We start from the raw sequence: 26,958 nt of genomic DNA, 5'->3' as shown, positions 1-26,958 counted from the left end.
AATCCCCCTTCAGTGACAAGGAGCGCCATGCCCAGCACCCTCACGCAGACGATTGCCCGACTGGTCACCCGGGCTTCGTCTGGCGCGATCAGTGAGGAGGTGGCGGCCCGGCCCGATACCAACCTGACGGAGAAGGGGCTGTCCTCGTTGTCCTACCTCAAGCTCATCGACGCGATCGAGATCGAGATGGGCGTCTACATCGACCTCGAGGGCGACATCGCCTTCATGACGTCGGTCGGCGGGATCGCCGAGTACGTCAGCACCCAACGGGCGCTGTGATCGGCTCCGCGGCGATGCGCATCGGGATCATCGGCAGCCGCGGTCGGCTGGGCAGCGCCCTGAGCGCCGCGTGCGACAGCGCCGGGATACCGGTGGTGGCCGAACTCGACCGGGCTGGGCTGGCCGAATCAGCCGTGCCCGGCGCGGTGTTCGACGCCAGCTCGGCCGAGGTGTTCGACCGCACCGTCCAACTCGTGGACAGGTGGCAGGCCCCGTTGGTCTACTGCGTATCGGTCGTGCCACCGGAGCACCGCCGGGTGCTGGACCGGCTTGCCGAGCGGCTGCCGGTGGTACTGGCCACGAACCTCTCACCTGGCCACTGGCTGCAGACCAGGCTGATCAGGCAGCTGGCGACGCTGGTCAAGCAGTGCGATCTCACGGCGAGCGCAGCGGTATACGAACGGCACCCGATGACCAAGCGGGATCGGCCCAGTGCCAGCGCGGTGCGGCTGGCGCAGGCCTGGCAGGAGCACGCCCCGGCTGCCGTCAGCGAGATCGTGAGCCTTCGGCACGGCCCGGCGGTGAGCGGTCACCGGGTACAGGTGGATCTGGCGGGTGAATCCCTGTGCGTCGCTCACGAGGTCAGCAACCTTTCGGCCGCGGCGCAGGGTGGCCTGCTGTTGGCCGCACGCGCACAGGCGCTGCCCGCCGGCCTCGTCACCTCTGACGAGGTCTTCGACGAGATCTTCGGAGGTCTAGCACCATGACGGTGACGCTGCTCGGACAGAGCCCGACGCTGTCGCCCGCCGAGCACCGGCTGGTCACCCAGTGCGCGATCGGCTCTCGATCGCTGTCCCTGGGCGGGCACGACGACTTCAACCAGGGGCAGATCTCGGCCCGGATGCCCGGCTCGCAGGACTTCTTCATCAAGGCCGCGGTGACCGGGTTCGACGAGTGCTCACCGGGGGACGTGCTGCGCGCCTGCGTCGATCCGGACGCTGAGCGGCATCCGTTGCTGCCACCGGAAGTGGTGCTGCACCAAGCGATCTACGCGGCACGGCCCGACGTCAACTCGATCGTGCACAGCCACGCGCCGAATACCTTGGTGCTGGGAGCGACCGATCTGGAGATCCGGGCGATCTCCCATGATGGGGCGATGTTCCAGGACCGCACGCCGAGATTCACCTTGACCAGCAACACCATCATCGAACTCGAGGTGGCCCGGGCGGTGGCCGGCGCGCTCGGCGCGTCCCCCGCGGCACTGCTGCGCAACCACGGTGGTCTCACCGTGGGCAGGTCCGTCCGGCACGCGGTCGTCTTCGCGCACCTGCTCGAGCGCGCGGCCATGTTGCAATTGCTGGCCGAACGCGTCCCGGGTGGTTACCACTCCTCCGACGACGCCGACATCGCCGCCAAGCGCGAGTTCAACTTCTCGGACCTGTCGCTGCGGTCCTACTGGGACCACTGCGTCAGCCAAGTGCGGCGCCGGTGGCCCGAAGTCACCGAATGGTCGTCGGCGGGCACCAGCCCGCGATGACCCTCACCTCCGCCGCACCGCCGGCGGCACCCGAACTGGCGCGCGGGGGGCTCCGCGAGTTCGTGCGCGATCGCCTGGTACCCGTTGCTGCCGAGTTCGAACGAGCACACCGCTTTCCTCAGCAGCTGCTTCGCGACCTGGCCGATCTGGGCATCCTGCGCCGGGCGTTCGAGCACGACGGGTCCTCGGAGTTCTACTACCGGGCCGTGGAGATCCTCGCCGAGGGCTGGGTCGCGGTAGCCGAGTCCTTGAACCTCCAGGTCCTCGCCGCCCGGCCGCTGGCCGGTTTCGGCCCCGCCGACTTGCGTGCGGAGCTGCTGCCGGGCATGACCTCGATGCGATTGATCGCCGGCAACTGCATCTCCGAGCCCGAGGCCGGCTCGGACCTGTCCGACCTGAAGACGGTCGCCGTCGAGGACGGTGACGACTTCGTGCTGAGCGGCACCAAGCGGTGGGTCGGGCACGCTCCGGTCGCCGACCTGTTCAACGTCTTCTGCCGCACCGGGGGTACCGGGCTGGGCGGCGTTTCGTGCCTGCTGGTGGATCGTGCGGCCGCCGGGGTGAGCGTTGGCCCGCCGGAATCGAAGATGGGTGTCCAATCGCTGCCCACCGCCGACGTGGTCTTCGACGCGGTCCGGGTCCCCCGCCGCAGGCTGATCGGCCGCAAGAACCGGGGCATGGTGGTCGCCGCCGACCTGTTCGACCACGGCAGGCTCGGACTGGCTGCCTGCGCGATCGGCCTTTCCGAAGCGGCCCTGCGGTATTCGGCCAGTTACGCCAAGCGGCGGGTGCAGTTCGGCCGGCCGGTCATCCAGTTCCAGGGGGTGTCGTTCCTGCTGGCCGACATGGCGACGTCGATCGCCGCCGCCCGGGCGCTGACGCGGGCAGCCGTCCGCGCGGTCGACGCCGCAACCGAGGCGACGCTGCTCGCATCGCAGGCCAAGCTGTTCGCCACGGACACGGCGATGCGAGTCACGACCGACGCCGTCCAGGTCCTGGGCGCGTACGGCTACAGCACCGATCATCCGGTCGAGCGATGGATGCGCGAGGCGAAGCTGTTGCAGATCATCCAGGGCACGAACCAGATCCAGCGCCAGACCATCGCCTCCTATCTGTGAGGCTGAAAGGTATCCCCATGCGACTGCCACAGCGTTTCGGCTGCGTCCGCTCACCGCTGCGGCCTGCCACCGAGGAACTCGGTTGAGCACCCGGTTCAAGGCTGTTCGGATCGTTCAGTCGGGTGGGCCGCTCACGGTGGAGGTGGTGACGCCGCAGCGGCCGGGCCCGGACGAGCTGACGGTGCACCTGCTCTACGCCGGGGTGAACCCGCTGGACGGCTATGTCCGTGCCGCCACGGCGCTCTCCTCGAAGGGCCTGCCGCGCACGCTGGGCGTCGAGGGTGTCGGCGAGGTGGACGGCCAGTGGTACGTGGTGTACGGCGGCGGGCTGGGAATCGACCGGGATGGCACCTGGGCCGAGTACGCGACAGCCTCGCGCGATGCGCTGGTACCAGTGCCGGATGGCCTCGATCTTCGGTTGGCGGCGTGCGCGGGCGTGGTGGGGGCCACCGCCGTCCGGGTCACCCGTGACCTGGGTGAGGTGAGCGCTGAGGACCGGGTACTGGTCCTCGGCGCGGCGGGCGGCACGGGTACCGCGATCACCAGCCTCGCCTCCAACCGGGGCGCCAGCGTGTGGGGGCAGGTGGGCAGCGAGGCCAAGGCCGAAGCTGTACGGCAGGCATCTGCCGTCCCTCTCATCGCCGCCTCGGCCGCGGCGCTACGCGGACAGATCGCCGACCTTGGCATCACCGTGGCCTTCGATCCCCTCGGCGGGGACTACACGGCGGCCCTGGTGGAGGCGCTGTCCCCCGGCGGCAGGCTGATCGGCTATGGCTCCACGGCCGGCTCGCGGGCGTGCTTGTCGATGCGGTCGCTGTGCCGCAAGAACCTCACGCTTTCCGGCTACGGCGGGATGGCCGAGCAACCGAACAAGGTCCGGGCCGCGATCGGCACCGCGCTGGACTACCTGGCCACCGGCCGGATGAGCATCCCGGTCGATCGGGTGCTGCCGCTGGCCGACGCCGACCGCGCCCTTGCTGCCCTCACCAATCGCGAGGTCACCGGAAAGGTGGTGCTCGACACCCGTGGCTGAGCGCGCCCGTGACTGAGTGTCCCTACGCCGCCGCGGCGGGCAGCACGAGGATCGATCCGTCGGCGTGCTTGACGGTCGCCTTGCCGTCGTCTGCCATATGCCCCCTTTGAATCACGGACCAACGATATGCGACCGATCCGTATTGGCGGGGAGTCGCACCACCCGAGCCAAGCATCTCGATAACGCTACTTTCGGGTTCGTCGATGTGGTCGACAACGGAGTCGACATGACGGTGCCGGAGGCATTACGACACCAAACGTCATGGCCGGGTACCGCTAGCGGCCCAATGTGCCGCCGCATGGTCTGACGTACTCTCGCGCCAGGGCGTGGACGCGCACCACGATGAAGGAGCTAAGGCCATGAGTGCCACAGATGGCGAGAAGAGGGGCGACAGGGGCCAGCCCTCTGGTGATGACACTGGCAGTGCCACGGGCGATGACGATCTGGCGCGGCGGCTGGGTGAGCTGGCTCGGTCGTTGGAGGCCGAAGAGGGTATGGATGAAACGTTGCGGCAGATCGTCGTCGCCGCGGTCGGCACGGTGCCGGGTGCTGAGGATGCCAGCATCTCGAAGGTCCTGCGTCGGCGTGAGGTGAGAACGCTGGCGGCAACCGGTGAGTTGCCGCGCGCAGTCGATCACGCGCAGTACGACAGCGGGCAGGGCCCCTGTCTGGACACGCTCTACGAGCAGGACACCGTCCGGCTGTCAGACCTGAACGCTGAGCAGCGGTGGCCGAAGTTCACCGGCCGGGCCCGGGAGCTGGGCGTGGGCAGCATGCTATCGGTGCAGCTATTCGTTGAGGGGGGCGATCTCGGCGCGTTGAATCTGGTCAGCCGAGAGTCCAACGCCTTCGATGACACCTCTGAGCACATCGGGTTGCTGTTCGCCGCGCACGCGGCGGTAGCGATGTCCAGTGAACAGCAGCACCAAGACATGCGTGCAGCGGTCAGCACTCGCGAGGTGATCGGCCAAGCACAGGGCATTTTGATGGAGCGGTTCAGAATCACCGGAGACATGGCGTTCCGGCTGCTCGTGCGAGCCAGCCAAGACACCAATCGCAAGCTGCGCGACATCGCCGAGGAGTTGACCGCCACCGGAGAGTTGGCGGGAACCTGACTCGTCGCAGGTGCCACCGCGAGGTGGCGGGCACTGAGGCCCCGTTGGCTTGAGACCTTCCGGGGGTATGAACACGCCGAGGCGCTATCTTGCAACCTCGATTGAGCCACTCACTGAGGGTGTCGAAGTGGGCCTCTGCTCAGGCTCGGCAGGGCGAGGCGAGTGCGATCGGTTTGCGGAGCAACCGCGAGATCGGGGTAGCCATCGGCATCCTGATGTTCCAGTACGGGGTGACCGAGCAGGCAGCCTTCGATTTGCTGCGGGTCACCTCGCAGCACCAGCACCGCAAGCTGCGCCAGATCGCCGCCGAGGTCGCCTTCAGCGGCGAACTGCCGACCCCGCCGGAACGCGCGAACCACCGCTAGGCCTCTTGGTGCTGCTGCGGACGACCTAGCTGAGGCATCCTCAGCGCGCCGGCCGGGGCAGGCCGATCGGGTTGGGATAAGGAACAACCCCAGCGGCGGCCTCAGCCAGCGGCGCCAGCAGCTGCGCCAGCCGGCTCTGCTCGGCCGGGCCGAGCGCGCTCCAGGGCTGGGCGGCCAGTCGGTCGGTGCGGCTCTCCACGGCCCGGTGCGCGGCCTGTCCCCCGGCGGTGGGCCGGCCGTCGTCGGCCAGCCAGCCGCGTCGCACCAGGGCCCGGGCCGCCGCGTCCCACTCGCTGTCGGTCCAGCCACGGTTGGGTTGCAGTTGTTCGCGGCCGCCGTACAGCGCGTCGCGCAGCACCAGCGCCTGACAGCCGTCCAACTCGGCGTCGACCAGCGCGACGACGTGCCCGTCGCCCCGGTGCTCGCGCAGCACCGTGGCGGCCTGCCACAGCCGGGCGAGCGGGTCGGTGGGGCGGGGCAGGGCGGCATTGGCCGCGCCGAGCACCCGGCCGTCGGTCACCGCTGCCCGGACCGCCGTCTCCAACAGGTCGGCGGTCGCCGCCCACCGTCCCGGCTCGTCGGGCAGGACCGCCCGCAGCACGGCCACCGCGCCGTCGAGGCGAGCGGCGAGAGCCTGTTCCGGTAACGCCCGCTGCCACACGTCGGGCACGGCACGGGCCACCATGGCCGGAGAGAAGGAGAAGAACGCCGCGGTGACCGGTGCGGCCGCCACCGCGCCGAGCGGAGCGGCTCGCCCGGCGAAATAGCCCCGCCAGAAGCCGCGCAGTCCGGCGCTCTCGAAGGCAGCCCGGGCCTGGGTCCCGAAATAGGTGACCGCGTGCAGTGGCTCGTAGAGGTGCCACAGGTGTCGGACGGACTCGGTGGACATGAACTTTGTGGACATAGCGCCGATCCAAGCGCAGCGCCCGCCCGTTCCGCTACGCCAGCAGCGTCAGACACCGCTCGGGACTTTCCACATGCGCGTTGTGGCCGAGACCGGGCAGGGTCACGACCGGCACGCCCCACTGCCCGAGCTGGGAGTCGCTGTTCATCGGGTCGAGCTCGCCGCGCGCCAGGGTGACCGCCGCCGCAGAGCGCGCCACCAGGCCGGCCATGTCCGGCGCTCCGACCCCGAAGGCCCGCGGGTCCAGCGCGAGGCGCCACCGGCCGTCCTCCTGCACCAGCCCGGCCGCCACCGCCGGGTCGTCGGCGGCCAGCAGGCCCGCCAGCCCGGACACTCGCAGGTGCCGCTCGGCCGCCTCGTCGCGCGAGGCGAACCACGTCACCGGCCGCCGGGCCAGCGCCTGTGCCTTGTCGAGCTCCTCATCGGTCCAGGCGACCTTGATCCCCAGCCCGGCGACCGCAGCCACCGGCGTCCCGGCGGCGGCCAGCGCGAGGCCGACCACCCCGCCCAGGGAATGCCCCAGCACGACGGTCCGGCCACCGGGTTCCACGAGGGGGCCCAGCGCCGCGGCCAGACCGTCGAACGTGTACTCCGGCAGCGGTGCCGAGCCACCGTGACCGGGCAGATCAGGGGCCAGCCACCGGCCCGGCCACCGGTCCGCCAGCATCGGTTGCCACCCGGCCCACACGTCGCCGGTCGCGCCGAGTCCGTGCAGCAGAAGCAGCAACGGCTCGCCGTCCCCGCCGCTGAGCACCCGAAGGTCACCGTCCATACCGGGATTCTGTCAGCGCCTCGACGCCGCCGATGCCGCGGTCTCTGAAATGCGCAATCCAGGACCTTGTGGGCGCGGTTGATGTCGTCCACCCTCCCACGAGGAGAGAGGGAGGAAGGGAGAGAGCATGACTGCTGCTACAGCATCGCCGTTGCGCCGCCTGTGGCAGCGCGAGTTGCCGGAGTACCCGACCGGTGCCAGGCGCATCTGGTACCTCGGGATTGTCTTCACCGCGACCGTCGTCGTGTATTACGAGAACTTCATCGGCGGGCCGGTCACCTCGCAGATTCTCGCCAGCTTCCACGTTTCCTTCTTGTACTTCGCCGTCCTCACGGCGGTGGCGAACGCTATCGGAGCCATCGGCTCGCTGGCGTCCGGCATCGCCGACAAGGTGGGCCGCGGCAACATGGCGATCGTCGGCCTGTTCGGCGTCTCCCTGGTGACGCTGCTGTGGTTGCCCAACGTGACGACCGGCGTCCAGTACGGGATCGCCTTTGGCGCTGCCGGGATTTTCGAGGGCGTCATCCTGGTGGTCACGCCCGCGTTGGTGCGTGACTTCAGCCCCCAGGTCGGTCGCGCCCAGGCCATGGCCTTCTGGACGATGGGACCGGTGCTGGGCAGCCTTCTGGGCACCGAGGTCGCCAGCCACACGCTCGACAGCCACCCGGACTGGCAGTTCCAGTTCAAGATTGCGGGCTGGGCCGGCCTGGCCGTCTGCGTGCTGGCCCTGCTGTGCCTGCGCGAGCTCAACGGCGCCGATCGCGACCGGATCGTGGGCGCACTCGATGCCCAGACCGGAGCGGCGCTGAGCAGCCGCGGGCTGTCGCACGAGGAGGCCACCCGCCGCCCGTACCGGCAGATGTTCCGGCTCGACATCGTCGGCCCGGCAGTCGGTATCAGCCTGTTCCTGCTCATGTACTACACCGCCGTCGGCGTCCTTCCGGTGTACTTCCAGACCAACCTCAACTTCTCCGCCAGCCAGTCGAACGCCCTGTTGAACTGGATGTGGGCCACGACGGCAGTGTCCATGCTCGTTTTCGGCGTGCTGTCGGACAAGCTGCGAATCCGCAAGCCGTTCATTCTCGCCGGTGCCCTGGGCAGCGTCGCGGTCGACATCGCGTTCCTGTCGAAGGCCGACTCCGGCTCCCCGACCTTCTTCTCCATCGCGATCCTGCTGGTGCTCACCGGCGCCTGGCTGGGTGCTGCGTGGGTGCCGTGGATGGCTGCCTTCACCGAGACCGTCGAGCATCGCAACCCCGCCCTGTCGGCCACCGGCCTGGCCATCTGGGGATGGATCCTGCGCGTGACGGTCGCCAGCGCTGTCATCACGATCCCGTTGATCGTCTCGGCCGCCACGCCCCTCATCGACAACGGTCCTTCCGTGCGCCAGGCGCAGGCCTACTTCGACAAGAGCAAGCCCCTGCAGCTGCTGCTGGCTGAGGCGCGGGCACACCCCAAGGAGTTCAGCGACCTTGCCGCGTCGCCGGACGACCCGGCGGTGCAGAAGAGCGTGATCGAGACCGTCGGGGCGCCGACGCTCACCACGCTGGCCGGTGACAAGACCGCACAGCGGAATCTCGCCCTGCTCGCCGCGAAGGCGCCCGCCGTCCTCAAGGCGCAGGCGGACGGCCCGGGGCAGTGGCAGACCTGGTTCTGGATCTGCACCGTCGGGGCCCTCGCTCTCTGCCCGCTCTCGGTGCTGCTGAAGGGCCCTTGGCGCCCGCATGCCACCGACGATGCCCACGCCGTGGAACACGCTCTCGAGCTGGCCAACCGCAGCGCCCACCCGGGTGGGCCGGCTCCGCTCCACCTGCCGGAGCGCGCCGTGCCGGCCCAAGCCGCCGTCGGCCCCCAGCCCCAAGCGGGGACCTAGCGTGACCGCAGTCGTTATCTGCAACTGGCGCGACCTGCGGCATCCGGAGGCCGGCGGCAGTGAGCACAGCGTCGAGACCGTCGCGCGGATCCTCGCCGCCGATGGCCACACGGTCACCATCCTGTGTGCGGAGGTCGCCGGCCGCTCGGCGGACGAGACCCGCGACGGTGTGCGCTACCTGCGAGCCGGCGGCAGGTTCGGTGTCTACGGGCGTGCGGCATGGGCACTGTTGTCCGGGCAGGTCCGCCCCGACGTCGTGGTCGACGTGCAGAACGGTCTGCCCTGGCTGTCGCGGCTGGTGACCCGCAAGCCGGTCGTGGTGTTGCTGCACCACGTGCACCGTGAGCAGTGGCCGATCGTCTTCGGCAAGCTGGGTTCGCTCGGCTGGCTGCTCGAGTCACGGGTGGCGCCACGGGTCTATCGCCGATCGCGCTACCTGACGGTAAGCGAGTGCACCCGGGCCGAGCTGGCCGGGCAGGGGATCGACCCCGCCCGGGTGACCGTCGCCTACAACGGCACGCCGGAGCCGGTGCCCTCAGAGGCGGCCCGCTCCGCCACGCCGCGCGTCGTAGTGCTGGGCCGGCTGGTCCCGCACAAGCGGGTCGAGATGGTGATCCGCGCGGCGGCGGCACTGCGCGACCGCTTCCCGGACCTCGAGGTCGACGTCGTCGGCCGGGGCTGGTGGGCCGACGAGCTCGCCGCGCTGGCTCGCAGGCTCGGCGTCGAGGACATCGTGAGCTTCCACGGGTTCGTCGACGAGCAGGCCAAAGCCGATCTGCTCGCCCGGGCCTGGGTAGGCGCGCTGCCCAGCGTCAAGGAAGGCTGGGGACTGTCGGTGGTGGAGGCCGCCTCGCACGGCACACCGTCCGTCGCATTCAGCAGGGCGGGCGGGCTGGCCGAGTCGATCCTCGACGGTCGGACCGGAGTGCTGGTCGACGGTGATGAGGACGCCTACATCGCCGCTCTGGCCGACCTGCTCGCCGACCGCGAGCGGTGCGCCGTTCTCGGTCGCCAAGCCCGGGCCTACGCCTCGGAATTCACCTGGGACGCCACCGCCGCTACTTTTGCCCGTGTCCTCATCGATGTCACCGACCCCACCAGAGGCAACATCGCCGGGATCGCCGGGCTCCTCCAGCTTGCCGCACCGCAGCCGGCCACCGTGGCCGCGGCCGCCCTCTGATCTCGAACGGAGCTCCTGTCATGTCTTCTCTGCTCACCGCCGTCGTCGTCCTCCTGCTCGCCGGTGCCACGGCTGTCGGCATCGTCTCCGCCAACGGCCACAGCCAGCGTCCCTCGGTCGGCACCTCCGACTCCGCAGTCGTGCTGTACGGCGGGCGCTGAGAACCGCGTCCGTTCCCACGGTCGTCACTGCCGCTCACCAGTAGCGCCTCGTTCATTCACAAGACAGCCAGCTCGCTTGGCCACCTTTTACGACGCGAACTCGTATAGCACCTCTACGCCGCCAGCATCTGGTATCTCCAGAATCGTTTCATCCACGCACACGCCCGGAAGGTCGCGGTAGTAGCGAGAACATAGAAGACACCTGCGACACCTAAGGTGAACATGTATGTGATGGCGGTAGCGTCGACACCCTCAACTGGCGAGCCTAGGGCCAGCATTACCAAATTCAAAGCACCGCCAACCAGCCCACAGAATCCATAGAAGTACCCCGGTAGAGCTAAAGTTGCCGATATTCCCTCATAATCGTTTCGGGGGCGACGAGAGTAGGCGAACGCCAAGCCTACGGCGTTTGCCAGAATAAACCCCTTGGAAAAAGCATCCCACGTCAACATACCGGGTATCTGATCCAGGTGCGGCAGGGTATCTTGTTCATTGGAGTTGAAGATTACGGAAATAGAGTTACCCACGTAGTATCCCATCCCTACCCAGGCAAGTTGCATAGCGAGGACGAAGGCAGAAAGTGCGAGTCCAATCGCGAAGAACCTGGCACTCATTAGTCGAACAGATGCCGATGCCGTGATCACCGAACGACCCAGCGATCTTCCGGTGCGCAGCGATATGCGAGCTATACCCACCCACGATGAGACTACGTTGAATAACGCAAAGCCACACACAATGAGGCCCGGTCCGAAAAGACCTATGAGCCCCGAGGTCACCAGATCAGTTGGGCTCTGGATATGCGAGATACGTCCGCAAACGTCGCCGATCTCCCCATTAATGCTAAAACACCCAGCTAGTAGAGTGATGTCGCCACCCATGGTCTGCATCCCCAGGAAGTTCGGACCTGACGTCACACTGTCTTTGCAACTCAACTTCTGGTGATTATTTGACCATCCATGCCATGAAGCGCGCCAGGTCATCTCATAGAAAACGAGGCAGGGCTCGGAGGCTGCGGCATCTTTCATCCGCCGCTGGAAGCGTCCGATCGTGGTTGTGGGTCACAACCCTGAGGCATGCGTGCTTAAGGCAGGCGTGCCGAACCGTTGAGACATCAATCGTCAGCCAGGCGGCCTTGATGGCAACGCCACAGAGTCCGGTCCGATCCAGCGCGAAGTGCCACGCGCCAGTCGCCACCGATGGCCGGCGCGCCGCGTCCACGTCCTCAGGTTCCGCACGAGATATCAGCCTGACCAGCTGAGTAACGCGCTGGCGCTACGCAGCCCTGGGAGTCGCCGTGACCGCCGGTTTCCCGGCCCCCCGCATCGTCGCAGAATTGCCGGAGTACCTGCCGTGGTATGACGGGAAGCCCTTCGACCTGCCCGACGGAAGGGCTCGGGAGGTGCGGCGGAGGATGAGCAGTACGACGACGCCGGCTGAGCTGAGTATGAGCGTGGCAGCCAGCGTCGCTACTGGCAGTGACTCCACACCGCTATCGATCGCGAGTGTCAGTGGAAGGCCGGAATAGCCGGCGACCATCACGATCGCGCCGGTCAGCAGCCCGCCGGCCCGGGCGGGAGACGGGCGACGGGCGTCAATCAAGGCGGGCTGGGGCATCAGACTTTCGATCACATGTTGCGTCGACTCTCTCCTGGGTCGCCGTTCAGGCGAACGGGCGGCGGCTCAACGGGACGGAGAAGGGTCGTCTCTCCTGGGTTGATCAGTTCTTCCCGAGCACACCCGGTGCAGGAGCAGTCCGTGCGGTGCCCGAGATCATGTGCCGCTGGTCCGCGCGTGACGGCGTGGTCGGCTTCCTTCGTCTTGGGTGTGGGCTGCCACACCGCTTGGCGGCGACCGAGCACCCATTCCGTGACCGCCCAGGCGGCCGCCGAACTCTCGATAACCCCCGCAACCGGTGCAACGAGGATGACCCGAGCGATCTCCGTTACTCGGTGCCAGAGGCGCATGCCCGCGTACACGGCGTTGCACCAGGCGCCGATGAGGGCGGCGCCGAGCCACATCGCCCCGACGGCGGCAAGCCAGAGATTCGCCTCCCACGGCAGCGGCAACGTCGCTCCGTCATGGAGCGCGAGCGCGCTCCTGACCACGAGATAGGGCAGGAGTGGGATGGAAATCCCACCGACCGCGGCCCCGAGCGCGAAGGTGGCGACCCGGTAACGCGTGCCCCACAGAAGGCGCTGGCGCACATTCCAGGGCAGGGCCTGGAATTCCGTTGATCGACGGCTCATCGCCATGCCCTGGAGGACGCCGAAGATCCAGCGGTGACGCTGGCGAAACGCGCTGCGAACCGAGAACGGCGGCTGCTCGAGAAGGACGGCGCCGTGCCAACCGAAGATCGCGCGGCCTGCGTGAGCGAATGCCCGCATTCCGAAGACGTAGTCCTCCGAGATCAGCGGCTGGCCGTCCAGGCAGCCGATGTCCCACCCGATGTCGTTCTCGAATGCCTCGTCAACCACCAGGTTCGATCCGTGCAGATGAAGCGGTAGGCCCTTCTCCATGACGTGGCGGCACTCGAAGCAACCAACGGGCCGGTTGGCCTCCATCGAGCGACACAGCGGGCTCGCATTGAGATATTCGAGCGGGTAATAGATCGGGCCTTCAAGGATCTTCTTGTCGGTCGCAGCGAGATGGGAGACCAGCCTGCGCAGCTCCGCCGGCACCAGCACGCTCTCCTCGTCGTAATGCACGATGAACGTCCGCCCGGGCCGTGCGTTCCAGCCGGCACGGCGACGTTCGACGGCGTAGTGCAGTCCCCTCGCCTTCATCTGCGTCCCGTGCTGCGTCTGGTATGCCGCCGGGACGACCAGAGCATGGACAGGGACCGGGCTACGGGAGAACCGATCTTGAAGGGCGCGGACCTGTTCGAATGATTCGGTAACGACCTCGACCGACAGGAAGGATCGATAGAAGACCGGGTCGTCATCGGCAGCGAGCATCACGTTACGGATCCCCCGCATGATGACCTCGCTGCTTCCCGGTGATCCTCGCGTCGTGATCTGGATTTTGACGAAGGGAATGGCCAGATGCCAGAGGTCTTCAGTGGACACGTCCTCGCGAATCCGGTAGCGGCCGGACACGAAGAGGAAGCTCCTCCAATACGAGAACATCCGAACCCCGATGAACGTGATCATCAGGAACAAGGTTGAACCGACCACCGGCCACGCGGCTACGAGCATATTCTCAGAGGCAGCTTTCCGCGTTTAAGGGATGTACTACTGGCGCGAAGCTGCGACTTCACGGTGGTAACGGGACTCGACTTCACTATAGGCCCGACGAGAGCTCCGCCGACACCATCGTCCGGCCGAAACCTGGCCACTCCCTCACCGTTGATCGAATTTCGCAAGAGTGGATCAATCAACGGCGTGCCGCGAAGAGCCGCATGGTAGGCGGCGTGGCTCGGTAATGAGCGCGCCGACGTAGCGGGGGGCTTCGGCCGAGGCGTGGCTGCGAACACTCGCCCCGGAGATCACCGCGTACTCCGGAAGCCCCGCACAGTGCTCCATCGAGTGAAGCATTTTCTACCTTAATAGGATCAATATCAAGGAATGTAAGTGAGTGTGAGCTTGCCTGACGAGGACGTAGCCGCCCTTGATGAGTACGCGCGCAGGCAGGGCTTCAAGTCGCGCTCAGCTGCCGTGCATTCACGCCATCCGCATGCTGCGCCGCCCCGATCTCGAGCAGAACTACGCCGCAGCCTGGCAAGAGTGGTTCCAGTTGGGCCACCGATCGGTGCGCACAAGTTCGTGGGCGAGCGTCCGGTCGATACCCAGCAGGCCAGTTCGAGGGTCAAATGAGGGGTCGAGCCCTACGGGCGCCTAGCCGGAGATACGTTGCTCCCGAGAATCCGGGCTTGTTTGGTGGAGCTGAGGGGATTCGAACCCCTGGCCCCCTCGATGCGAACGAGGTGCGCTACCGGACTGCGCCACAGCCCCCAACCAGTCCCGAAGATTACCAGCCCACGGGTCAGCCAACGCCAGGGTGGTCAGGCAGAGCGCAGCCAGACCGCCAGGACGGCGCCGTCACACTGCCCGGCGCGATCCCGACGGCGCCGTCACACTGCCCGGCGCGATCCCGAGGGCGCCGTCACACTGCCCGGCGCATGGACCGCTCGTCGAACTGCTCCTCGACGTAGAGGCCGGTGAGGTCGACCGTGTCGGCGATCCCCCGCAGCTCCACGTCCTCATCGTCGATCCGGACGACGGTCTCAGCCTCGGCACGGTACGGCAGCTGCTCGGTCGCGTCGTAACCACGGGGCTTGGCGAGCCCGGAGCGCTGCTGGCGGTTCTGCCGCCGGGACCGGTCGTGCAGCGCCTGGTTGCGCAGGAACAGCAGGTAGCTGGCCAGCGAGGCGAGGAACAGCAGCCCGACGGTCCACGCCAGTGCGCCCCCCACAGTCAGCCCCAACAGCAGGCCGATGATCGTTCCGGCCGCGAGGATGCTCAGCGACCGCCGACGGCGAGCCATCATCTGACGGCGAGCGTCGGACATGTCGGCCTTGGCGATCTGCTCGGGGTACATAACTGCCTCCATGGCGGCGGGCACCGGCCGGCGGCCCGCGGGTGGAACCTGCGGCCGCGACGGGTCGCCGGGGATGAACACTTGAGCGTGGTTGGCCGGTCGACGACGGACCCGCTCCTCAGCTGCCGCCGGCCGGGTCTGGGCGGCGAGCGGAACGCGGCTGGACAGCGCTCGCATGGCGCCGCCGAACCGGGCGACCGACCGCTCGCCCGCCCGATCGTCCTTGTGCTTGACGAGCATCGGAATCACGACGATCAGCCAGAGGACGGCCAGCACCAGCACCGTCATCGTCGGCGAAATCATCGCACCCCCTGTCACAGCTGCCACAGCCCTGCAGGCAACGCTAAGACGCGGCTTCGCCCCAGGTCCGCAGGCGCGCCGGGTGTCAATGTCAAGTGCCGCTTTATGGTTCGGCCAGCGCGTACTCCTCCGCGGAATCGCGCAGCTCAGCCGGCATCCGGCACCCCGGCTGAGCGCGGAACCGCTCGGCACTCAGCCGCGCGGGCGTTCAGCCGGGCGGCACCGGAAGGCCGCCCAGCCGGGACAGGGTCGTGCCGTCCAGGATCTCCTCGGTGGTGATGGCATAGGACAGGTGATCGCGCCAGCCGCCGTCGATGTCGAGGAAGCGTTCGTGGTAACCCTCCTGGCGAAGGCGAAGCTTCTCCACCACCCGGAGGCTGGCGTGGTTCTCCGGCCTGATGTTCACCTCGACCCGGTGCAGCCGGGCCTCGGTCAGGCAGTGGTCGATGGCCAGGGCCAGCGCGGTCGGCGTGATGCCCCGGCCGGCCACCGCGGAGTCGATCCAGTACCCGACGCTGCAGGAGCGAAGCGCTCCCCGCACCACGTTGGAGACGTTCAGCTGGCCGACCAGCCGTTCGCCGTAGACGATGCCGAACGGCAGCATGGTCCCGAGCCGGGCCGCCGACCGCAGCCGGGACAGCGTCCGGTGGTACTCACCGACCGAATTGCGGCTCTCCCAGGACTGGCTGGACGTCGGTTCCCACCGGGCGAGCCAGTCGACATTGGCCAGCCTGCTGCGACTCCAGGCTCCGGCGTCACGGCGGCGCAGCGGCCGCAGCGTCACCGGACCAGCCGCCAGCACCGCCGGCCAGCCCGGATGCAGCTGCGACATCTCAGCGCTGGGCGAGCATCAGCGGGTGAACCGTCACCCGTGAACCTGGAACCACCTCGGTCACGTCCTCATCGATGACGACCAGGCAGTTCGAGGCTGCCAGGGCGGCGATCAGGTGCGACCCGTTACCGCCGACCAGCGAGACCGAATACCGGCCGTCGGGCTCCCGGTGCAGCAGGCCCCGGCGGTATTGCCGCTTGCCCTCCGGGCTGTCCATCCGCTCCAGCGCCATCGCCTGGATGGTCTGCCGGTGCACGTTCCGCTTGCCCAGCAACTTGCGGATCGCCGGCCGGACGAACACCTCGAAGGACACCAGGGACGACACCGGATTGCCGGGCAGGCAGAAGATCGGCGTCCGTTCCCGGCCCAGCGTGCCGAAGCCCTGCGGAGAACCCGGCTGCATGGCAACGGTGGTGAACTCCACCGTGCCGAGCTGGCTGAGCGCCTCCTTGACGATGTCGAAGGCACCCATGCTCACCCCGCCCGTGGTGATGATCATGTCGGCGCGCAGCAGCTGGGAATCCAGCACATCGAGCAGCCGGGCATGGTCATCGGGGATGATGCCGACCCGGTAGGCGTCGGCCCCGGCATCCCGGGCCGCCGCGGCGAGCATGTAGGAGTTGCAGTCCGAGACCTCGCCGAAACCGGCCTGCTTGCCCACGTCGACGAGTTCGGAGCCGGTTGAGATCACCACCACCCGGGGGCGCGGCTGCACCATCACCCGGTCATGCCCGACCGCGGCGAGCAGCGCGATCTGCTGCGGGCCCAGGATCGCCCCCGGCGCCAGCGCCAGCGCGCCCGCAGCCAGGTCCTCACCGGCCCGCCGGACGCATTCGCCGCTGCGCACCGGGCGGTGGATCTGCACCCGGGCGACTCCCCGGTCGGTGTGCTCGAGCGGGATGACGGCATCGGCACCGGGCGGGATCGGGGCGCCGGTCATGATCCGCATGCACAGCCCCGGCCCCATTCCCGAGACCGACCGGGCACCGGCCAGCACGTCGCCCACCACCGGCAGCGAGACCGGCTGGGCCTCGCTGGCCTGCCGCAGGTCCACCGCCCGCACCGCGTAGCCGTCCATCGCGGCGTTGTCGAAGCCGGGCAGCGGTGCGTCAGCCACTATCTCCTCGGCCAGCAGCAGCCCCTGGGCATCCAGCAGCGCGAGCTGGATCGGATCGATCGAACCGATGTTCGCCAGCACCTTCGCAAGGTGCTGGGCGACCGGGCGCGGGCTGGGCCGGCCACTGCTCCCGGACCGCCCGGACTCATCACGACCGGAATCCTGACGACCCGACTCATCACGACCGGATTCCTCACGACCGGTGTCGTCAGCATCCGCCGCCGGCACCACCGGAATGGTCTCGGTCGGCCAGTCGCTGCTGCTCTCGCTCACTGGGGTGCGCTCCTACGGCTCGGGCGGCGGTGCGGGACCGGGGTGGTTGCCATCCAGGGTGCCAACAGCTACTCCAGGGTGCGGACGAATTCTCTCAGCCAACCGGAGAAGTCCGCGCCAAGCTCCGGGTGTTCACACGCCAGCCGCACCACCGCGCGCAGGTAGTCCTGCCGGTCACCGGTGTCATAACGGCGTCCGGAGAACACGACTCCGTGTACCGGCACCCCATCCTGCCCCAGCGTCCGCATCGCATCGGTCAGTTCCAGCTCGCCACGCGCACCCAATTCGGTGCGGCGCAGGGCGTCGAAGATCTCCGGCGGCAGAACGTAGCGGCCGATGACCGCCAGGTTGGACAGCGCCTCTTCCGGCTTCGGCTTCTCGATCAGGGTTTCCACGGCGATCACGCCGTCGATCACCTCACCGGCGGGTTTGATGCTGCCGTACAGCGAGATCGCGGCGCCGGAGACCTCGATCAGCCCGACGACGATGCCGCCCTTCTCGGCCTGGACGTCCAGCATCCGGGCCAGCAGCACGTCCCGCTCGTCGATGATGTCGTCGCCCAGCAGCACCGCGAACGGCTCGTTGCCCACGAACGCCTCGGCGTACGAGACCGCATCGCCCAGGCCGCGTGCCTCGGGCTGGCGGGTGTAATGCATCCTGGCCAGCTCGGTGGACCGGCGGATGCGGGCCAGCCGGTGCTTGTCACCCTTGCGTTCCAGAGCGTCCTCGAGCTGCGGGGCGGCGTCGAAGTGGTCCTCGATGGCCGACTTCCCCCGGCCGGTGATGACCAGGACGTCGGCCAGGCCCTGCGCGGCGGCCTCGGCGACGATGTACTCCAGCGCCGGCACGTCCACCACCGGCAGCAGTTCCTTGGGCACCACCTTGGTGGCCGGCACGAATCTGGTGCCGAGGCCGGCCGCCGGAATGACCGCCTTGCGGGCGCGCACGGTCGAGGTGGCGGGTTGGGCCTGCTCAGCGGAGCTCATACAGCGAGACTAGTCAGGTGACCGACAAGACCGCGCTGCGCACGAGCGTCGCGGCGGCCCGCGCGGCGCGGACCGAACAGGAACGCGATCGGGACCGGGCCGCCATCCGGGCGCACGTGCTGGCAGCCTGCCGGACCGGACGGGTCCAGCCGGGCAGCCTGATCGCGGCGTACGAGCCGTTGCGCACCGAACCCGGCTCCACCGAGCTGCTGGCCGAGCTCGCCGCCGACGGATACCGGCTCATCGTGCCGATCACGCTGCCGGACCGGGACCTGGACTGGGCCGCATGGGATCCGGCCCGCGGCTCCGGGCAGCGACAGGGAGTCGACTCGGTCGCCACCGCGGCGCTCGTGCTGGTGCCGGCGTTCGCGGTCGACCCCGCCGGCCACCGGCTGGGGCGCGGCGGCGGCTCCTATGACCGGGCGCTCGCCAGGGTGCCGCCGGGCACCCCGGTCGCCGCCCTGCTCTACCGCGACGAGCTCGTGCCCGACGTTCCGGTCGAGAGCTGGGATATGCCGGTCACCGCGGTGGTGACGCCCGATGGTTGGCGTGATCTTGGCCGCTGCTAGGCGGTCGCCGCAGGACCCGAGTGGACGGGGGAACAGTCCATGCAGCACCATTGTTGGCAGTCACAGTACGAGAGTGCTAATTACAGACCGCCGCAGGATGGAGCACCGACACCGATGCCGACGTACCAATACGCCTGTACCAGCGATCAGTGCGGCCTGCGCTTCGAGCGGGTCCAGGCCTTCACCGACCCGGCGATCAGCGAATGCCCTGACTGCAACGAGCGGGTGCGCAAGGTCTACGGCTCGGTGGGCGTGGTGTTCAAGGGCTCCGGCTTCTACCGCAACGACAGCCGGAACGGTAAGGCCGGCGCCAACGGCACGTCCGACGGCGCCAAGGCCAACGGCAAGGACGCGGACGCCGGCAAGGGCAGCGAGGCAGCCAAGAGCGATGCCGGTACGGCGACGAAGTCCGCCGATTCCGCCGGTTCGGGCACCTCCTCTGGAAAGGCCGAGTCGTCGAAGCCGGCCGCCACTGTCGCCAGCTGAGCACACCCTTCCGCTCGGCGTCCAGGCCGTTCCCGTGGCTGTGGATGACGGCGGGCTTGTCCACAGAATGACCGGGCAGGTGTCCTAGGCGCGCTCGCCGGTCCAGGCTCAGGCCATGGTCCTCGCCCCGTCCCGGTTCGCCCGGCACCTTTCCATTCTCGCCGGCTGGCCTCGCCGGGTGGCAGCACTGCTCTGCCTGGTGCTGGCGCTGGTGTCAGCGCTCACCTCGCACGCCCCCGCGGCCGCGGGGCACACCGCGTCGGTCGTGGTGACGGCCAAGCCGTTGCGGCCGGGAACCGTGCTGAGGGCAGCAGACCTGGCAGCCGCGCGCTGGCCGGAGGCGCTCGTGCCCGCTGCCGCCGTTCTCCGGCTCGCCGACGCCCTGGGCCACACCGTGGGCGCAGCCATGACCCGCGGCGAGCCGGTCACCGCGGCCCGATTGCTGGACACCGGCATCTCGGCCGCCCTGGATCCCGGCCAGGTGGCCCTGACGATCAGCCTGGCCGGTGGCCACCAGGCCGCCATCCTGCAGGCCGGCGCCCTGGTCGACCTCTACGCGGCCAGCGCTGATACCGCTCTCGTCGACGGCCAGCCGCTGCCCGCCGGCACCGCCAGTCGCCGGTTGGGCACCAACGTCCGGGTCCTTGCCGTTCTGCCAACTGCCGGGGACGGAGCACTCGGCGGCGCCGGGACCGGCCTGGTCATCGCCGCCGACCGGGGGACGGCGGCCCGGCTGGCCGACCGCCCGGCAGGGCAGTTTCTCGCTAGCCTGGTGCCTCCGTCATGAGGGCCGCACGGTGCGCTCACCGGCAGCGGTCGAGGGTCTCGCACTGGAGGGATGAGCATGTTCAAAGGGTTCCGGGACTTCGTGATGCGGGGCAACATCGTCGACCTGGCGATTGCTGTCGTCATCGGCACCGCCTTCGCCAAGGTGGTGGACACGCTGGTGTCCTCGATCATCCAGCCGATCCTCAACGCACTGCCCGGTGTCTCGGTGAACGGGCTCAGCTACACCATCAGGGGCGGTGCGCTGGCGTCCAAGACCACCATCAACTTCGCCACGATCATCACCTCGATCATCGTGTTCGTGCTGACCGCGGCTGTCGTGTACTTCCTCATCGTGGTGCCGATGACCAAGATCCAGCAGCTTCGAGCCACCGGACAGACCCCCGAGCCGGAGGCGGTCCCGGAAGCCACCCTGCTGCTGCGCGAGATCCGGGACGCGCTCGGGGCGCGGCCGCCGGGGGGCACCGCGGGACCGACGCCACAGCATCCCGCACGCTGAGCAGCCAGCTCCACCGCCCGCCACGGCGGACTCCTACCCGTGGTGCGGCGGGAACTCTCACCTGTGGCTGAGCGGCCGGTCACCCGTAGCGCGGCGGCCGCTCCCGCGTGGCGCGGCGGCCCCTTCACCCGTGGTGCGGCGGGCGCTCGGCCAGGTACCAGTCGTCGCCGTACTCGCCGGCGCCATCACCCCAGCCGATATCCTGCTCATCGGTGGACCGTTGGGGCAGCAATTCCCCACCCGGCTGGCGGTGGCCCCCTCGCGGAGGCAATGATGGAACCTCAAGCGTTTCGCTGTCACAGGGCTCGGGGGGTTGCTGACGGTGCTTCGACTCGGCCACCCCTTCAGTGTGCCCGTTCTGTTCTGAACATCACGAGGAGGCCACATCCATGTTGGACAAGTTGAAGAAGATGGCGGACCAGGCGAAGGTCAAGGCTGGCCCCATGGCGCAGCAGGCCAAGGAGAAGGCCGGCCCGATGGCCGAACAGGCCAAGGGAAAGGCCACCGAGCTGGCGAGCAAGGCCGCGCCGGCTGTGTCGCAGGGCGTCGAGAAGGCTGCCGGCAGCCTGGACAAGGCCACCAAGGGCCGCTACACAGGGCATATCGACAAGGTTCAGGGCGTGGTCCAGCAGACCGCGCAGAAGGTCGGTGACAAGGCTGCCGGCGCGGGCACCGGCACCGTCGCGCCGCCCGTCACGCCGGTAGCCGACTTCGGCGATCCGGACGCCGTGGTCATCCAGCCACCCTCGCCGGTGGTGATCCCGTCCGAACCGGTCGTCGTGCCGCCACCGGCTCCGGTCCCCACCTTCGAAGGGGAGCCCGGCCTGAACTCGCCGACCACCACCACGGACGGCCGCGAGGACAATCCGCGGATCTGATGCAGTCCCAGGTCACCGTCCGGTATTGGGCTGGAGCCCGCCGGGCGGCTGGCCTGGCATCAGAAGTGCTGTCCGCCGGCACGCTTGCCGAACTGCTGACCGAGCTGCGGGCGCGCCCCGGGCTGGCTGAGGTGGTTGCGGCCTGCTCGGTCCTGGTGGACGAGGTCCAGCCCAGCCGCGACGACATGCGGCTGCCCGCGGGCGCGGTGGTGGACATCCTGCCCCCGTTCGCCGGCGGCTAGCCACCTCGGTGCGCTAGCTGCTTTACAGCTTGCGGTCAGGGGCAGTTGACCCACTCGTCGGTGCCGTCGGCGAAAACCTGCCGCTTCCAGATCGGCAGCCGGGCCTTGACCTCGTCCACCAGCCGCTGGCAGCTGTCGAAGGCCTGCTTGCGATGCGCCGCCGTCACGGAGGCGACCAGGGCCACGTCGCCGATCCGCAGCACCCCGATCCGGTGACTGACCGCCACCGCGAGCACCGCCGGGTCCGCGGCGATCTCCTCCGCGACCTGGCGCAGGATGCCCGTGGCACTGGGATGCGAGGTGTACTCCAGCTCGATGACCTCCCGGCCGCCGTCGTGATCGCGGACCACCCCGCAGAAGCTCACGTCGGCGCCGGCCGCGGCGTCCCGGGTGGCAGCCGAATGCGCGGCCACGTCCAGCGGCACCTCACTGATCTCGGCAATCCGGACCTTCATACCCCGCCTCCCGGACGATGGTCGCCACCGGCCACCTGATCCAGCAGGTGGCCCACCAGCGGCTGCAGCACCGCCAACCCGTCCCGGACACCGCCGGGTGAACCCGGCAGCGTCACCACCAGCGCGTCGCCAATCAGCCCCGCCACCCCGCGCGACAGCACCGCGGTCGGCACGGCGTCGGCGTTGGCCGACCGGATCCGCTCCGCGATGCCGGGAATCTCGCGTTCGATCATCGGGGCGACCGCCTCCGGCGTGACATCGGTCGGGCTGAGGCCGGTTCCGCCCGTGGTCAGCACCAGCCGGGCGCCGTCGGCCAGCACCTGCCGCAACGCCTTCTGGATCAACGCAACGTCATCGGCCACCACCAGCTTGGCCAGCACGTCGTAGCCCCAGTCCCCCAGCGCCTCGGCCAGCAACCGGCCGGAGTCGTCCGGACGTTCTCCCGCGGCGGACCGGTTCGAGCAGGTGATCACCGCGGCTCCGATGGCCGTCATGACGAGCTCCGATCCCAGTCCCCGCGCCGGCCACCGGCCTTGTGCTCCAGCCTGATGTCGGTGAGCACCGCGGACCGGTCAACCGCTTTCACCATGTCGTACAAGGCCAAACCCGCGGTGGCGACCGACGTCAGCGCTTCCATCTCGACTCCGGTGCGATCAGCGGTGCGTACCGTCGCGGTGATCGTGACGCTGTCCGCCCCCAGGTCGAGATCCACCGTCACGCCGTGGATCGCCACCGGATGGCACAGCGGGATCAGCTCCGGCGTCCGCTTGGCTGCCGCTATCCCGGCGATCCGAGCCACCGCCAGCGCGTCGCCCTTGGGCAGGTCGTCGGCGCGCAGCAGGCCGATCACCTCGGCCGTGGTCCGGAACACCCCCGACGCGCGCGCTTCCCGCACGGTCACCTGCTTGGCCGAGACGTCCACCATCCGGGCGGCGCCACTGGCGTCGACATGGGTCAGCTCCACGCTGCCAGCCTAACCACGCAGGCGAACCTGCGGCTTGCCATGCTCATCGCCTCGACCGGGTCGCCCGGATACCCCACCGTTCCATCAGCCGCTGGCTGCCGATCAGCCACAGCCCACCGATCAGCCAGCCGCCGAGCACGTCAGTCAGGAAGTGGACGCCGAGTGCCAGCCGGCTGAAGCCGATCGCCGTAACCAGCAGCGTCGCCGAGAGCAGCAGCAGCGCGCGTTGCCGTGCCGAGCAGGCCGGCCACAACAGCAGCACCAGCCGGCCGACGGCGACGAATGAGGTCAGGGCGTGCCCACTGGGAAAGGACTTGCCGGGAGCTCGATCGAGGACCACCTCGACCACCGGCCGGGGACGTCCGACCAAGGCCTTGGTACCACCGGACAGCATGGCGGCACCGGCCATGGTGACCCCGACCAGCGCCGCCGTCCTGCGACGCCGTTGCCAGAACAGCACCAGCGCGATGACCCCGGTCAGCAACCGCCAGCTGGTGGGGCCGCCAACCGCGCTGACGGCCCGCCAGAACCGGAGCTGGCGGCGGCGGCCGGCAAGAGCACGGTTGAGGTGGGCGGCCGTGGCCCGGTCCAGCTTCACGCGCCGGGTCGGTGCGCCACGATCGGGCAGTTGGGGACCAGCGCCGCGGCAAGCACGAGGAACAGTGTTCCACGAGCGGGTACGTCCAGTCCGGCCGCCCGCAGCGGTCTCGGTGAAGCACCGGCAGCCGGCACCTCGCAAGCCGGTATAGCCTGCTAGCGAAAGGAGAACGCTGATGTGCCGGTTACTCGGCGTCGTATCGGCTGCCCCGGGCAACCTGGCCGAGCAACTGGGCGCTGACCTGGACCGGTTCGCCGGGCTGTCCCAGACGCACTGCGACGGCTGGGGAATGGCGTACTGGAACGCCGAGGACGACCTGGTCACCGCCAAGTATCCCGAACCGGCTCAGGGCAGCCGGCGGTTCCGGGCCGCGGCCGAGGCCGCCCGGACCGACGCGGCGCTGCTGCACCTCCGCAAGGCGTCGAAGAACATGGCCAACGTGATGGACAACACCCACCCGTTCCACGCCGGCGACGTCGCGTTCGCCCACAACGGCTATCTCACACCGCTCAGCGCGCTGGACGAGCTGGTCCGGGAGAGGGGCGGCCGGCCCAGCGTCGGCGCAACGGACAGCGAGCGCTACTTCAACCTGGTGCTGGCGGGCCTGGGCGGCGACGGGGTGGTGCAGGCCTTGCACGAGGCGGCCGAGCTGATCATCGACGCCGCCGAGGTGGTGTCGCTCAACTGCCTGCTGCTGACCCGCGACGCGCTCTACGCCTCGGCGCGCTACGACGAGAAGGTGATCCTTGCCCGCGGCGAGGAGCTCGAGCTGTACGAGCTGCGCTACCGGGTGACGCCGGACCACGTCGCGGTCGCCTCCTCCGGCTGGCCCCAGCCGGCACCGTGGGCTCCGCTGCGCAACGGCGAGATCCTGGAGGTTCGCCGGCACGACCTGCGGACGTCGGTGCATTCGCTGCGCTGAAGATGGCGAACCGGCCGTCGGCCAGTCCCACGATGAAGTGCACGGTTGCCGACCAGAGCGCCGTCGTAAACTGGCCCGGGCCGATGTGAGCCTGATCTGAGCCAAGCAGAGGCGGAGCGGCAGGAAGATGACGGCGATCGAGCACCCGTACGGCGCGCGAATCGACAAGGACCGGCTGGCGATCTGCCTGGCAGTGCTGGACGAGCTGCACACGGTGCCGCAGGACCATCCCGACCACATCGCGGTCCGGCGGGCCACCGCGCAGATGTTCAAGTCGGTCAAGAAGCACCGCCGCGCGGAGAAGCGCGACGCCATCGCCACCGCCGACCGGGCCGTGATCGGCGCCACCGCCACCGGATCGCCGAACCGCATCGACGACGAGACCCAGGGCATCGCGCTGGTGTCCGCCGTGGCCGGCGCCTCGGCGGGAACCCTGATCACCCCGCGGGCCTGCTACATCTGCAAGACCAAGTACCAGCAGATCGATGCCTTCTACCACCAGCTGTGCCCGCCGTGCGCGGCGCTGAACCGGGCCCGGCGCGAGGCCCGCACCGACCTGTCGGGCCGGCGGGCGCTGCTGACCGGCGGCCGGGCCAAGATCGGCATGTACATCGCGCTGCGGCTGCTGCGCGACGGCGCGCACACCACCATCACCACCCGGTTCCCCAACGACGCGGTGCGCCGGTTCACCGCGATGGCAGACAGCGCCGACTGGTTGCACCGGCTGCGCATCGTCGGCATCGACCTGCGCGACCCGGCCCAGGTGATCGCACTGGCCGACTCGGTGATCGAGCAGGGGCCGCTGGACATCCTGATCAACAACGCCGCGCAGACCGTCCGGCGCTCCCCCGGCGCGTACGCCCCGCTGGCCGAGGCCGAATCGGCACCGCTGCCGGCCGGGCCGCTGCCAGAGCTGATCAGCTTCGACCACGCCAGCGACGCGCACCCGGCGGCGCTGGCCGGCTCGCTCGCCGAGCACCCGGTGGCCCATCTGATGGGCGGGCAGTTGTCCTCGCTGGCGCTGGTGGCGGGTTCGGCATCCGCTGACCGGATCGCCGCCCGCACCGCGATCGACGCCGGCGGCCTGGTACCGGACCTGCATTCGGTGAACAGCTGGACCCAGCGGGTGGAGGAGGTGGACCCGCTGGAGCTGCTCGAGGTGCAGCTGTGCAACATGACCGCCCCGTTCCTGCTGGTCAGCCGGCTGCGCCCGGCGATGGCGGCGGCGGCCGCCCGGCGCAAGTACGTGGTGAACGTCTCGGCCATGGAGGGCGTCTTCGCCCGTGGCTACAAGGGCCCCGGCCATCCGCACACCAACATGGCCAAGGCCGCGCTGAACATGCTGACCCGGACCTCTGCGAAGGAGATGCTCAGCGACGGCATCCTGATGACCAGCGTGGACACCGGCTGGATCACCGACGAGCGGCCGCACCCGACCAAGATGCGGCTCGCGGACGAAGGCTTCCACGCGCCGCTGGACCTGGTGGACGGCGCCGCTCGGGTCTATGACCCGATCGTGCGCGGCGAGCTGGGCGAGGACCTGTACGGGGTCTTCCTGAAGGACTACGCGCCGGCGGCCTGGTAAGCGGTCGGATTGACGGCGGAGAAGGTGTCGGTCAGGATCGAAGAGGCTTTGGCCGTTCTTGTCCCATAACTGCCTGTCTCATGATTTCCCGCCCTGGAGGCTTCCCCTATGTTCCGCCATCTTTCGTTACTGCTGCTCGCGCCGCTGCTGGCCCTCGCCGGGCTGGCGGCTCCGGCAGCCATGGCCGCCACGCCCGCGGCGGTGACCAGCGTCGCGCTGCCGAACTCGATGGCGTCCACCGGCGATTCGATCACCCGGGGGTACGACGCGACCTCCAGCGGCTGCTTCCTCGCCGACTGTCCGCAGTACTCGTGGTCGACCGGCACCAGCACGGTGAACAGCCACTACCAGCGGCTGCTGGCGGCGAACCCGCAGATCAGCGGCCACGTCTACAACGACGCGAAGACCGGCGCGAAGATGACGGCACTCGACGCCCAGGTCACGACCGCCGCCGGCCAGGGCGTGCAGTACCTGACGGTGATGATGGGCGCCAATGACGTGTGCACCTCGAGCCGGGCCACCATGACGCCCACCGCGACGTTCGAGAGCCAGTTCCAGACCGCGCTCACCGACTTCTTCGCCGCCGACCCGAACGCGCACGTGTTCCTCAGCTCGATCCCGAACGTCTACCAGCTGTGGTCGGTGCTGCACAC

32 protein-coding genes and 1 tRNA gene are annotated in these 26,958 nt (G+C 69.1%); 20 read left to right on the top strand and 13 right to left on the bottom strand.

Annotated features, from left to right (window positions below; genetic code table 11):
- The 7 genes from VF542_RS17685 to VF542_RS17655 all read left to right on the top strand — a co-directional run.
- Positions 1 to 279 (top strand): hypothetical protein (locus VF542_RS17685; RefSeq protein WP_408653013.1); only part of this gene is annotated, 279 nt, incomplete at its 5' end.
- Complete coding sequence (locus VF542_RS17680; protein WP_408653012.1) at positions 276 to 986, top strand: dihydrodipicolinate reductase C-terminal domain-containing protein; 711 nt, start codon at positions 276 to 278, stop codon at positions 984 to 986. The genes VF542_RS17685 and VF542_RS17680, both read left to right, overlap by 4 nt.
- Positions 983 to 1,756 carry a class II aldolase/adducin family protein gene (locus VF542_RS17675; RefSeq protein WP_408653011.1) on the top strand — a complete coding sequence of 258 codons (774 nt, stop codon included), beginning with the start codon at positions 983 to 985 and terminating at the stop codon, positions 1,754 to 1,756. The genes VF542_RS17680 and VF542_RS17675 overlap by 4 nt, the downstream gene beginning before the upstream one ends.
- Complete coding sequence (locus VF542_RS17670) at positions 1,753 to 2,874, top strand: acyl-CoA dehydrogenase family protein (protein ID WP_408653010.1); 1,122 nt, start codon at positions 1,753 to 1,755, stop codon at positions 2,872 to 2,874. Before VF542_RS17675 ends, VF542_RS17670 begins: the two co-directional genes overlap by 4 nt.
- Positions 2,875 to 2,956: 82 nt before the next feature.
- Complete coding sequence (locus VF542_RS17665) at positions 2,957 to 3,907, top strand: quinone oxidoreductase family protein (RefSeq protein WP_408653009.1); 951 nt, start codon at positions 2,957 to 2,959, stop codon at positions 3,905 to 3,907.
- Positions 3,908 to 4,266: 359 nt separating this feature from the next.
- Positions 4,267 to 5,022: a GAF and ANTAR domain-containing protein gene (locus VF542_RS17660; protein WP_408653008.1), complete on the top strand. Its 756-nt coding sequence runs from the start codon at positions 4,267 to 4,269 to the stop codon at positions 5,020 to 5,022.
- 173 nt (positions 5,023 to 5,195) lie between these two features.
- Entirely contained in the window at positions 5,196 to 5,387 is a 192-nt protein-coding gene (locus VF542_RS17655; protein ID WP_408653007.1) for an ANTAR domain-containing protein, read from the top strand.
- A gap of 40 nt (positions 5,388 to 5,427) precedes the next feature.
- Here VF542_RS17655 and VF542_RS17650 read toward each other — a convergent pair whose 3' ends face one another.
- Positions 5,428 to 6,291 (bottom strand): SCO6745 family protein, encoded by an 864-nt coding sequence (locus VF542_RS17650; RefSeq protein WP_408653006.1) that lies wholly within the window; start codon positions 6,289 to 6,291, stop codon positions 5,428 to 5,430.
- A gap of 34 nt (positions 6,292 to 6,325) precedes the next feature.
- A complete protein-coding gene (locus tag VF542_RS17645) occupies positions 6,326 to 7,063 on the bottom strand; it encodes an alpha/beta fold hydrolase (RefSeq protein ID WP_408653005.1) in 738 nt (245 codons plus the stop codon).
- Between the two features lie 127 nt (positions 7,064 to 7,190).
- On the opposite strand from VF542_RS17645, the gene VF542_RS17640 reads away from it, so the two are divergent.
- Genes VF542_RS17640 through VF542_RS17630 form a run of 3 tightly spaced genes read left to right on the top strand, consistent with a single transcriptional unit; the run spans position 7,191 to position 10,277 of the window.
- The gene (locus VF542_RS17640) at positions 7,191 to 8,936 is read left to right on the top strand and encodes an MFS transporter (RefSeq protein ID WP_408653004.1); all 1,746 of its coding nucleotides are present in this window, start codon (positions 7,191 to 7,193) and stop codon (positions 8,934 to 8,936) included.
- 1 nt (position 8,937) lies between these two features.
- Entirely contained in the window at positions 8,938 to 10,116 is a 1,179-nt protein-coding gene (locus VF542_RS17635) for a glycosyltransferase family 4 protein (RefSeq protein WP_408653003.1), read from the top strand.
- Between the two features lie 20 nt (positions 10,117 to 10,136).
- Positions 10,137 to 10,277 (top strand): hypothetical protein, encoded by a 141-nt coding sequence (locus VF542_RS17630; protein ID WP_408653002.1) that lies wholly within the window; start codon positions 10,137 to 10,139, stop codon positions 10,275 to 10,277.
- Between the two features lie 113 nt (positions 10,278 to 10,390).
- Here VF542_RS17630 and VF542_RS17625 read toward each other — a convergent pair whose 3' ends face one another.
- Positions 10,391 to 11,155: a hypothetical protein gene (locus VF542_RS17625; RefSeq protein WP_408653001.1), complete on the bottom strand. Its 765-nt coding sequence runs from the start codon at positions 11,153 to 11,155 to the stop codon at positions 10,391 to 10,393.
- Between the two features lie 747 nt (positions 11,156 to 11,902).
- A complete protein-coding gene (locus VF542_RS17620) occupies positions 11,903 to 13,426 on the bottom strand; it encodes a glycosyltransferase family 2 protein (RefSeq protein WP_408653000.1) in 1,524 nt (507 codons plus the stop codon).
- Positions 13,427 to 13,846: 420 nt separating this feature from the next.
- Here VF542_RS17620 and VF542_RS17615 point away from each other — a divergent pair, with 420 nt between their 5' ends.
- Positions 13,847 to 14,089: a ribbon-helix-helix protein, CopG family gene (locus tag VF542_RS17615; RefSeq protein WP_408652999.1), complete on the top strand. Its 243-nt coding sequence runs from the start codon at positions 13,847 to 13,849 to the stop codon at positions 14,087 to 14,089.
- Positions 14,090 to 14,150: 61 nt separating this feature from the next.
- On the opposite strand, the gene VF542_RS17610 is transcribed toward VF542_RS17615, so the two are convergent.
- The 5 genes from VF542_RS17610 to VF542_RS17590 all read right to left on the bottom strand — a co-directional run bounded on the left by VF542_RS17610 (position 14,151) and on the right by VF542_RS17590 (position 18,321).
- Positions 14,151 to 14,227, bottom strand: a tRNA-Ala gene (locus VF542_RS17610).
- Positions 14,228 to 14,378: 151 nt separating this feature from the next.
- Positions 14,379 to 15,116: a hypothetical protein gene (locus VF542_RS17605; protein ID WP_408652998.1), complete on the bottom strand. Its 738-nt coding sequence runs from the start codon at positions 15,114 to 15,116 to the stop codon at positions 14,379 to 14,381.
- Between the two features lie 205 nt (positions 15,117 to 15,321).
- Positions 15,322 to 15,945 (bottom strand): GNAT family N-acetyltransferase, encoded by a 624-nt coding sequence (locus VF542_RS17600; protein ID WP_408652997.1) that lies wholly within the window; start codon positions 15,943 to 15,945, stop codon positions 15,322 to 15,324.
- A 1-nt stretch (position 15,946) separates the two neighbouring features.
- Entirely contained in the window at positions 15,947 to 17,335 is a 1,389-nt protein-coding gene (gene glp / locus VF542_RS17595; RefSeq protein ID WP_408652996.1) for a gephyrin-like molybdotransferase Glp, read from the bottom strand.
- Between the two features lie 68 nt (positions 17,336 to 17,403).
- Positions 17,404 to 18,321: a UTP--glucose-1-phosphate uridylyltransferase gene (locus VF542_RS17590; RefSeq protein WP_408652995.1), complete on the bottom strand. Its 918-nt coding sequence runs from the start codon at positions 18,319 to 18,321 to the stop codon at positions 17,404 to 17,406.
- A gap of 17 nt (positions 18,322 to 18,338) precedes the next feature.
- Here VF542_RS17590 and VF542_RS17585 point away from each other — a divergent pair, with 17 nt between their 5' ends.
- The 6 genes from VF542_RS17585 (at position 18,339) to VF542_RS17560 (ending at position 21,781) form a co-directional block, all read left to right on the top strand.
- On the top strand, positions 18,339 to 18,890 hold the full coding sequence (locus VF542_RS17585) for a 5-formyltetrahydrofolate cyclo-ligase (protein WP_408652994.1): 552 nt from the start codon (positions 18,339 to 18,341) through the stop codon (positions 18,888 to 18,890).
- A gap of 114 nt (positions 18,891 to 19,004) precedes the next feature.
- On the top strand, positions 19,005 to 19,376 hold the full coding sequence (locus VF542_RS17580; RefSeq protein ID WP_408652993.1) for an FmdB family zinc ribbon protein: 372 nt from the start codon (positions 19,005 to 19,007) through the stop codon (positions 19,374 to 19,376).
- 115 nt (positions 19,377 to 19,491) lie between these two features.
- On the top strand, positions 19,492 to 20,163 hold the full coding sequence (locus VF542_RS17575; protein WP_408652992.1) for an SAF domain-containing protein: 672 nt from the start codon (positions 19,492 to 19,494) through the stop codon (positions 20,161 to 20,163).
- 57 nt (positions 20,164 to 20,220) lie between these two features.
- Complete coding sequence (gene mscL / locus VF542_RS17570; protein ID WP_408653015.1) at positions 20,221 to 20,661, top strand: large conductance mechanosensitive channel protein MscL; 441 nt, start codon at positions 20,221 to 20,223, stop codon at positions 20,659 to 20,661.
- Positions 20,662 to 21,050: 389 nt separating this feature from the next.
- A complete protein-coding gene (locus tag VF542_RS17565; RefSeq protein WP_408652991.1) occupies positions 21,051 to 21,539 on the top strand; it encodes an antitoxin in 489 nt (162 codons plus the stop codon).
- A complete protein-coding gene (locus VF542_RS17560; protein ID WP_408652990.1) occupies positions 21,539 to 21,781 on the top strand; it encodes a MoaD/ThiS family protein in 243 nt (80 codons plus the stop codon). The genes VF542_RS17565 and VF542_RS17560 overlap by 1 nt, the downstream gene beginning before the upstream one ends.
- Before the next feature lie 35 nt (positions 21,782 to 21,816).
- Here VF542_RS17560 and VF542_RS17555 read toward each other — a convergent pair whose 3' ends face one another.
- From VF542_RS17555 to VF542_RS17540, 4 genes are all read right to left on the bottom strand, one after another.
- Complete coding sequence (locus VF542_RS17555; protein WP_408652989.1) at positions 21,817 to 22,236, bottom strand: molybdenum cofactor biosynthesis protein MoaE; 420 nt, start codon at positions 22,234 to 22,236, stop codon at positions 21,817 to 21,819.
- Entirely contained in the window at positions 22,233 to 22,730 is a 498-nt protein-coding gene (locus VF542_RS17550; protein ID WP_408652988.1) for a MogA/MoaB family molybdenum cofactor biosynthesis protein, read from the bottom strand. The genes VF542_RS17555 and VF542_RS17550 overlap by 4 nt, the downstream gene beginning before the upstream one ends.
- Positions 22,727 to 23,161, bottom strand: a complete 435-nt coding sequence (gene moaC, locus VF542_RS17545; RefSeq protein ID WP_408653014.1) for a cyclic pyranopterin monophosphate synthase MoaC — start codon at positions 23,159 to 23,161, stop codon at positions 22,727 to 22,729. The genes VF542_RS17550 and moaC overlap by 4 nt, the downstream gene beginning before the upstream one ends.
- A gap of 82 nt (positions 23,162 to 23,243) precedes the next feature.
- Positions 23,244 to 23,798 carry a phosphatase PAP2 family protein gene (locus VF542_RS17540; RefSeq protein ID WP_408652987.1) on the bottom strand — a complete coding sequence of 185 codons (555 nt, stop codon included), beginning with the start codon at positions 23,796 to 23,798 and terminating at the stop codon, positions 23,244 to 23,246.
- A 175-nt stretch (positions 23,799 to 23,973) separates the two neighbouring features.
- Here VF542_RS17540 and VF542_RS17535 point away from each other — a divergent pair, with 175 nt between their 5' ends.
- The 3 genes from VF542_RS17535 to VF542_RS17525 form a co-directional block, all read left to right on the top strand.
- Positions 23,974 to 24,720 carry a class II glutamine amidotransferase gene (locus VF542_RS17535; protein WP_408652986.1) on the top strand — a complete coding sequence of 249 codons (747 nt, stop codon included), beginning with the start codon at positions 23,974 to 23,976 and terminating at the stop codon, positions 24,718 to 24,720.
- 127 nt (positions 24,721 to 24,847) lie between these two features.
- A complete protein-coding gene (locus tag VF542_RS17530; protein ID WP_408652985.1) occupies positions 24,848 to 26,305 on the top strand; it encodes an SDR family NAD(P)-dependent oxidoreductase in 1,458 nt (485 codons plus the stop codon).
- A 108-nt stretch (positions 26,306 to 26,413) separates the two neighbouring features.
- A partial coding sequence (locus tag VF542_RS17525; protein WP_408652984.1) for a GDSL-type esterase/lipase family protein occupies positions 26,414 to 26,958 on the top strand: 545 nt, incomplete at its 3' end.

It is taken from the genome of Jatrophihabitans sp. (genome assembly GCF_036389215.1).
In the GTDB taxonomy this organism is placed as follows: domain Bacteria; phylum Actinomycetota; class Actinomycetes; order Mycobacteriales; family Jatrophihabitantaceae; genus Jatrophihabitans_A.
This window is presented reverse-complemented; position numbering and strand designations above follow the sequence as displayed.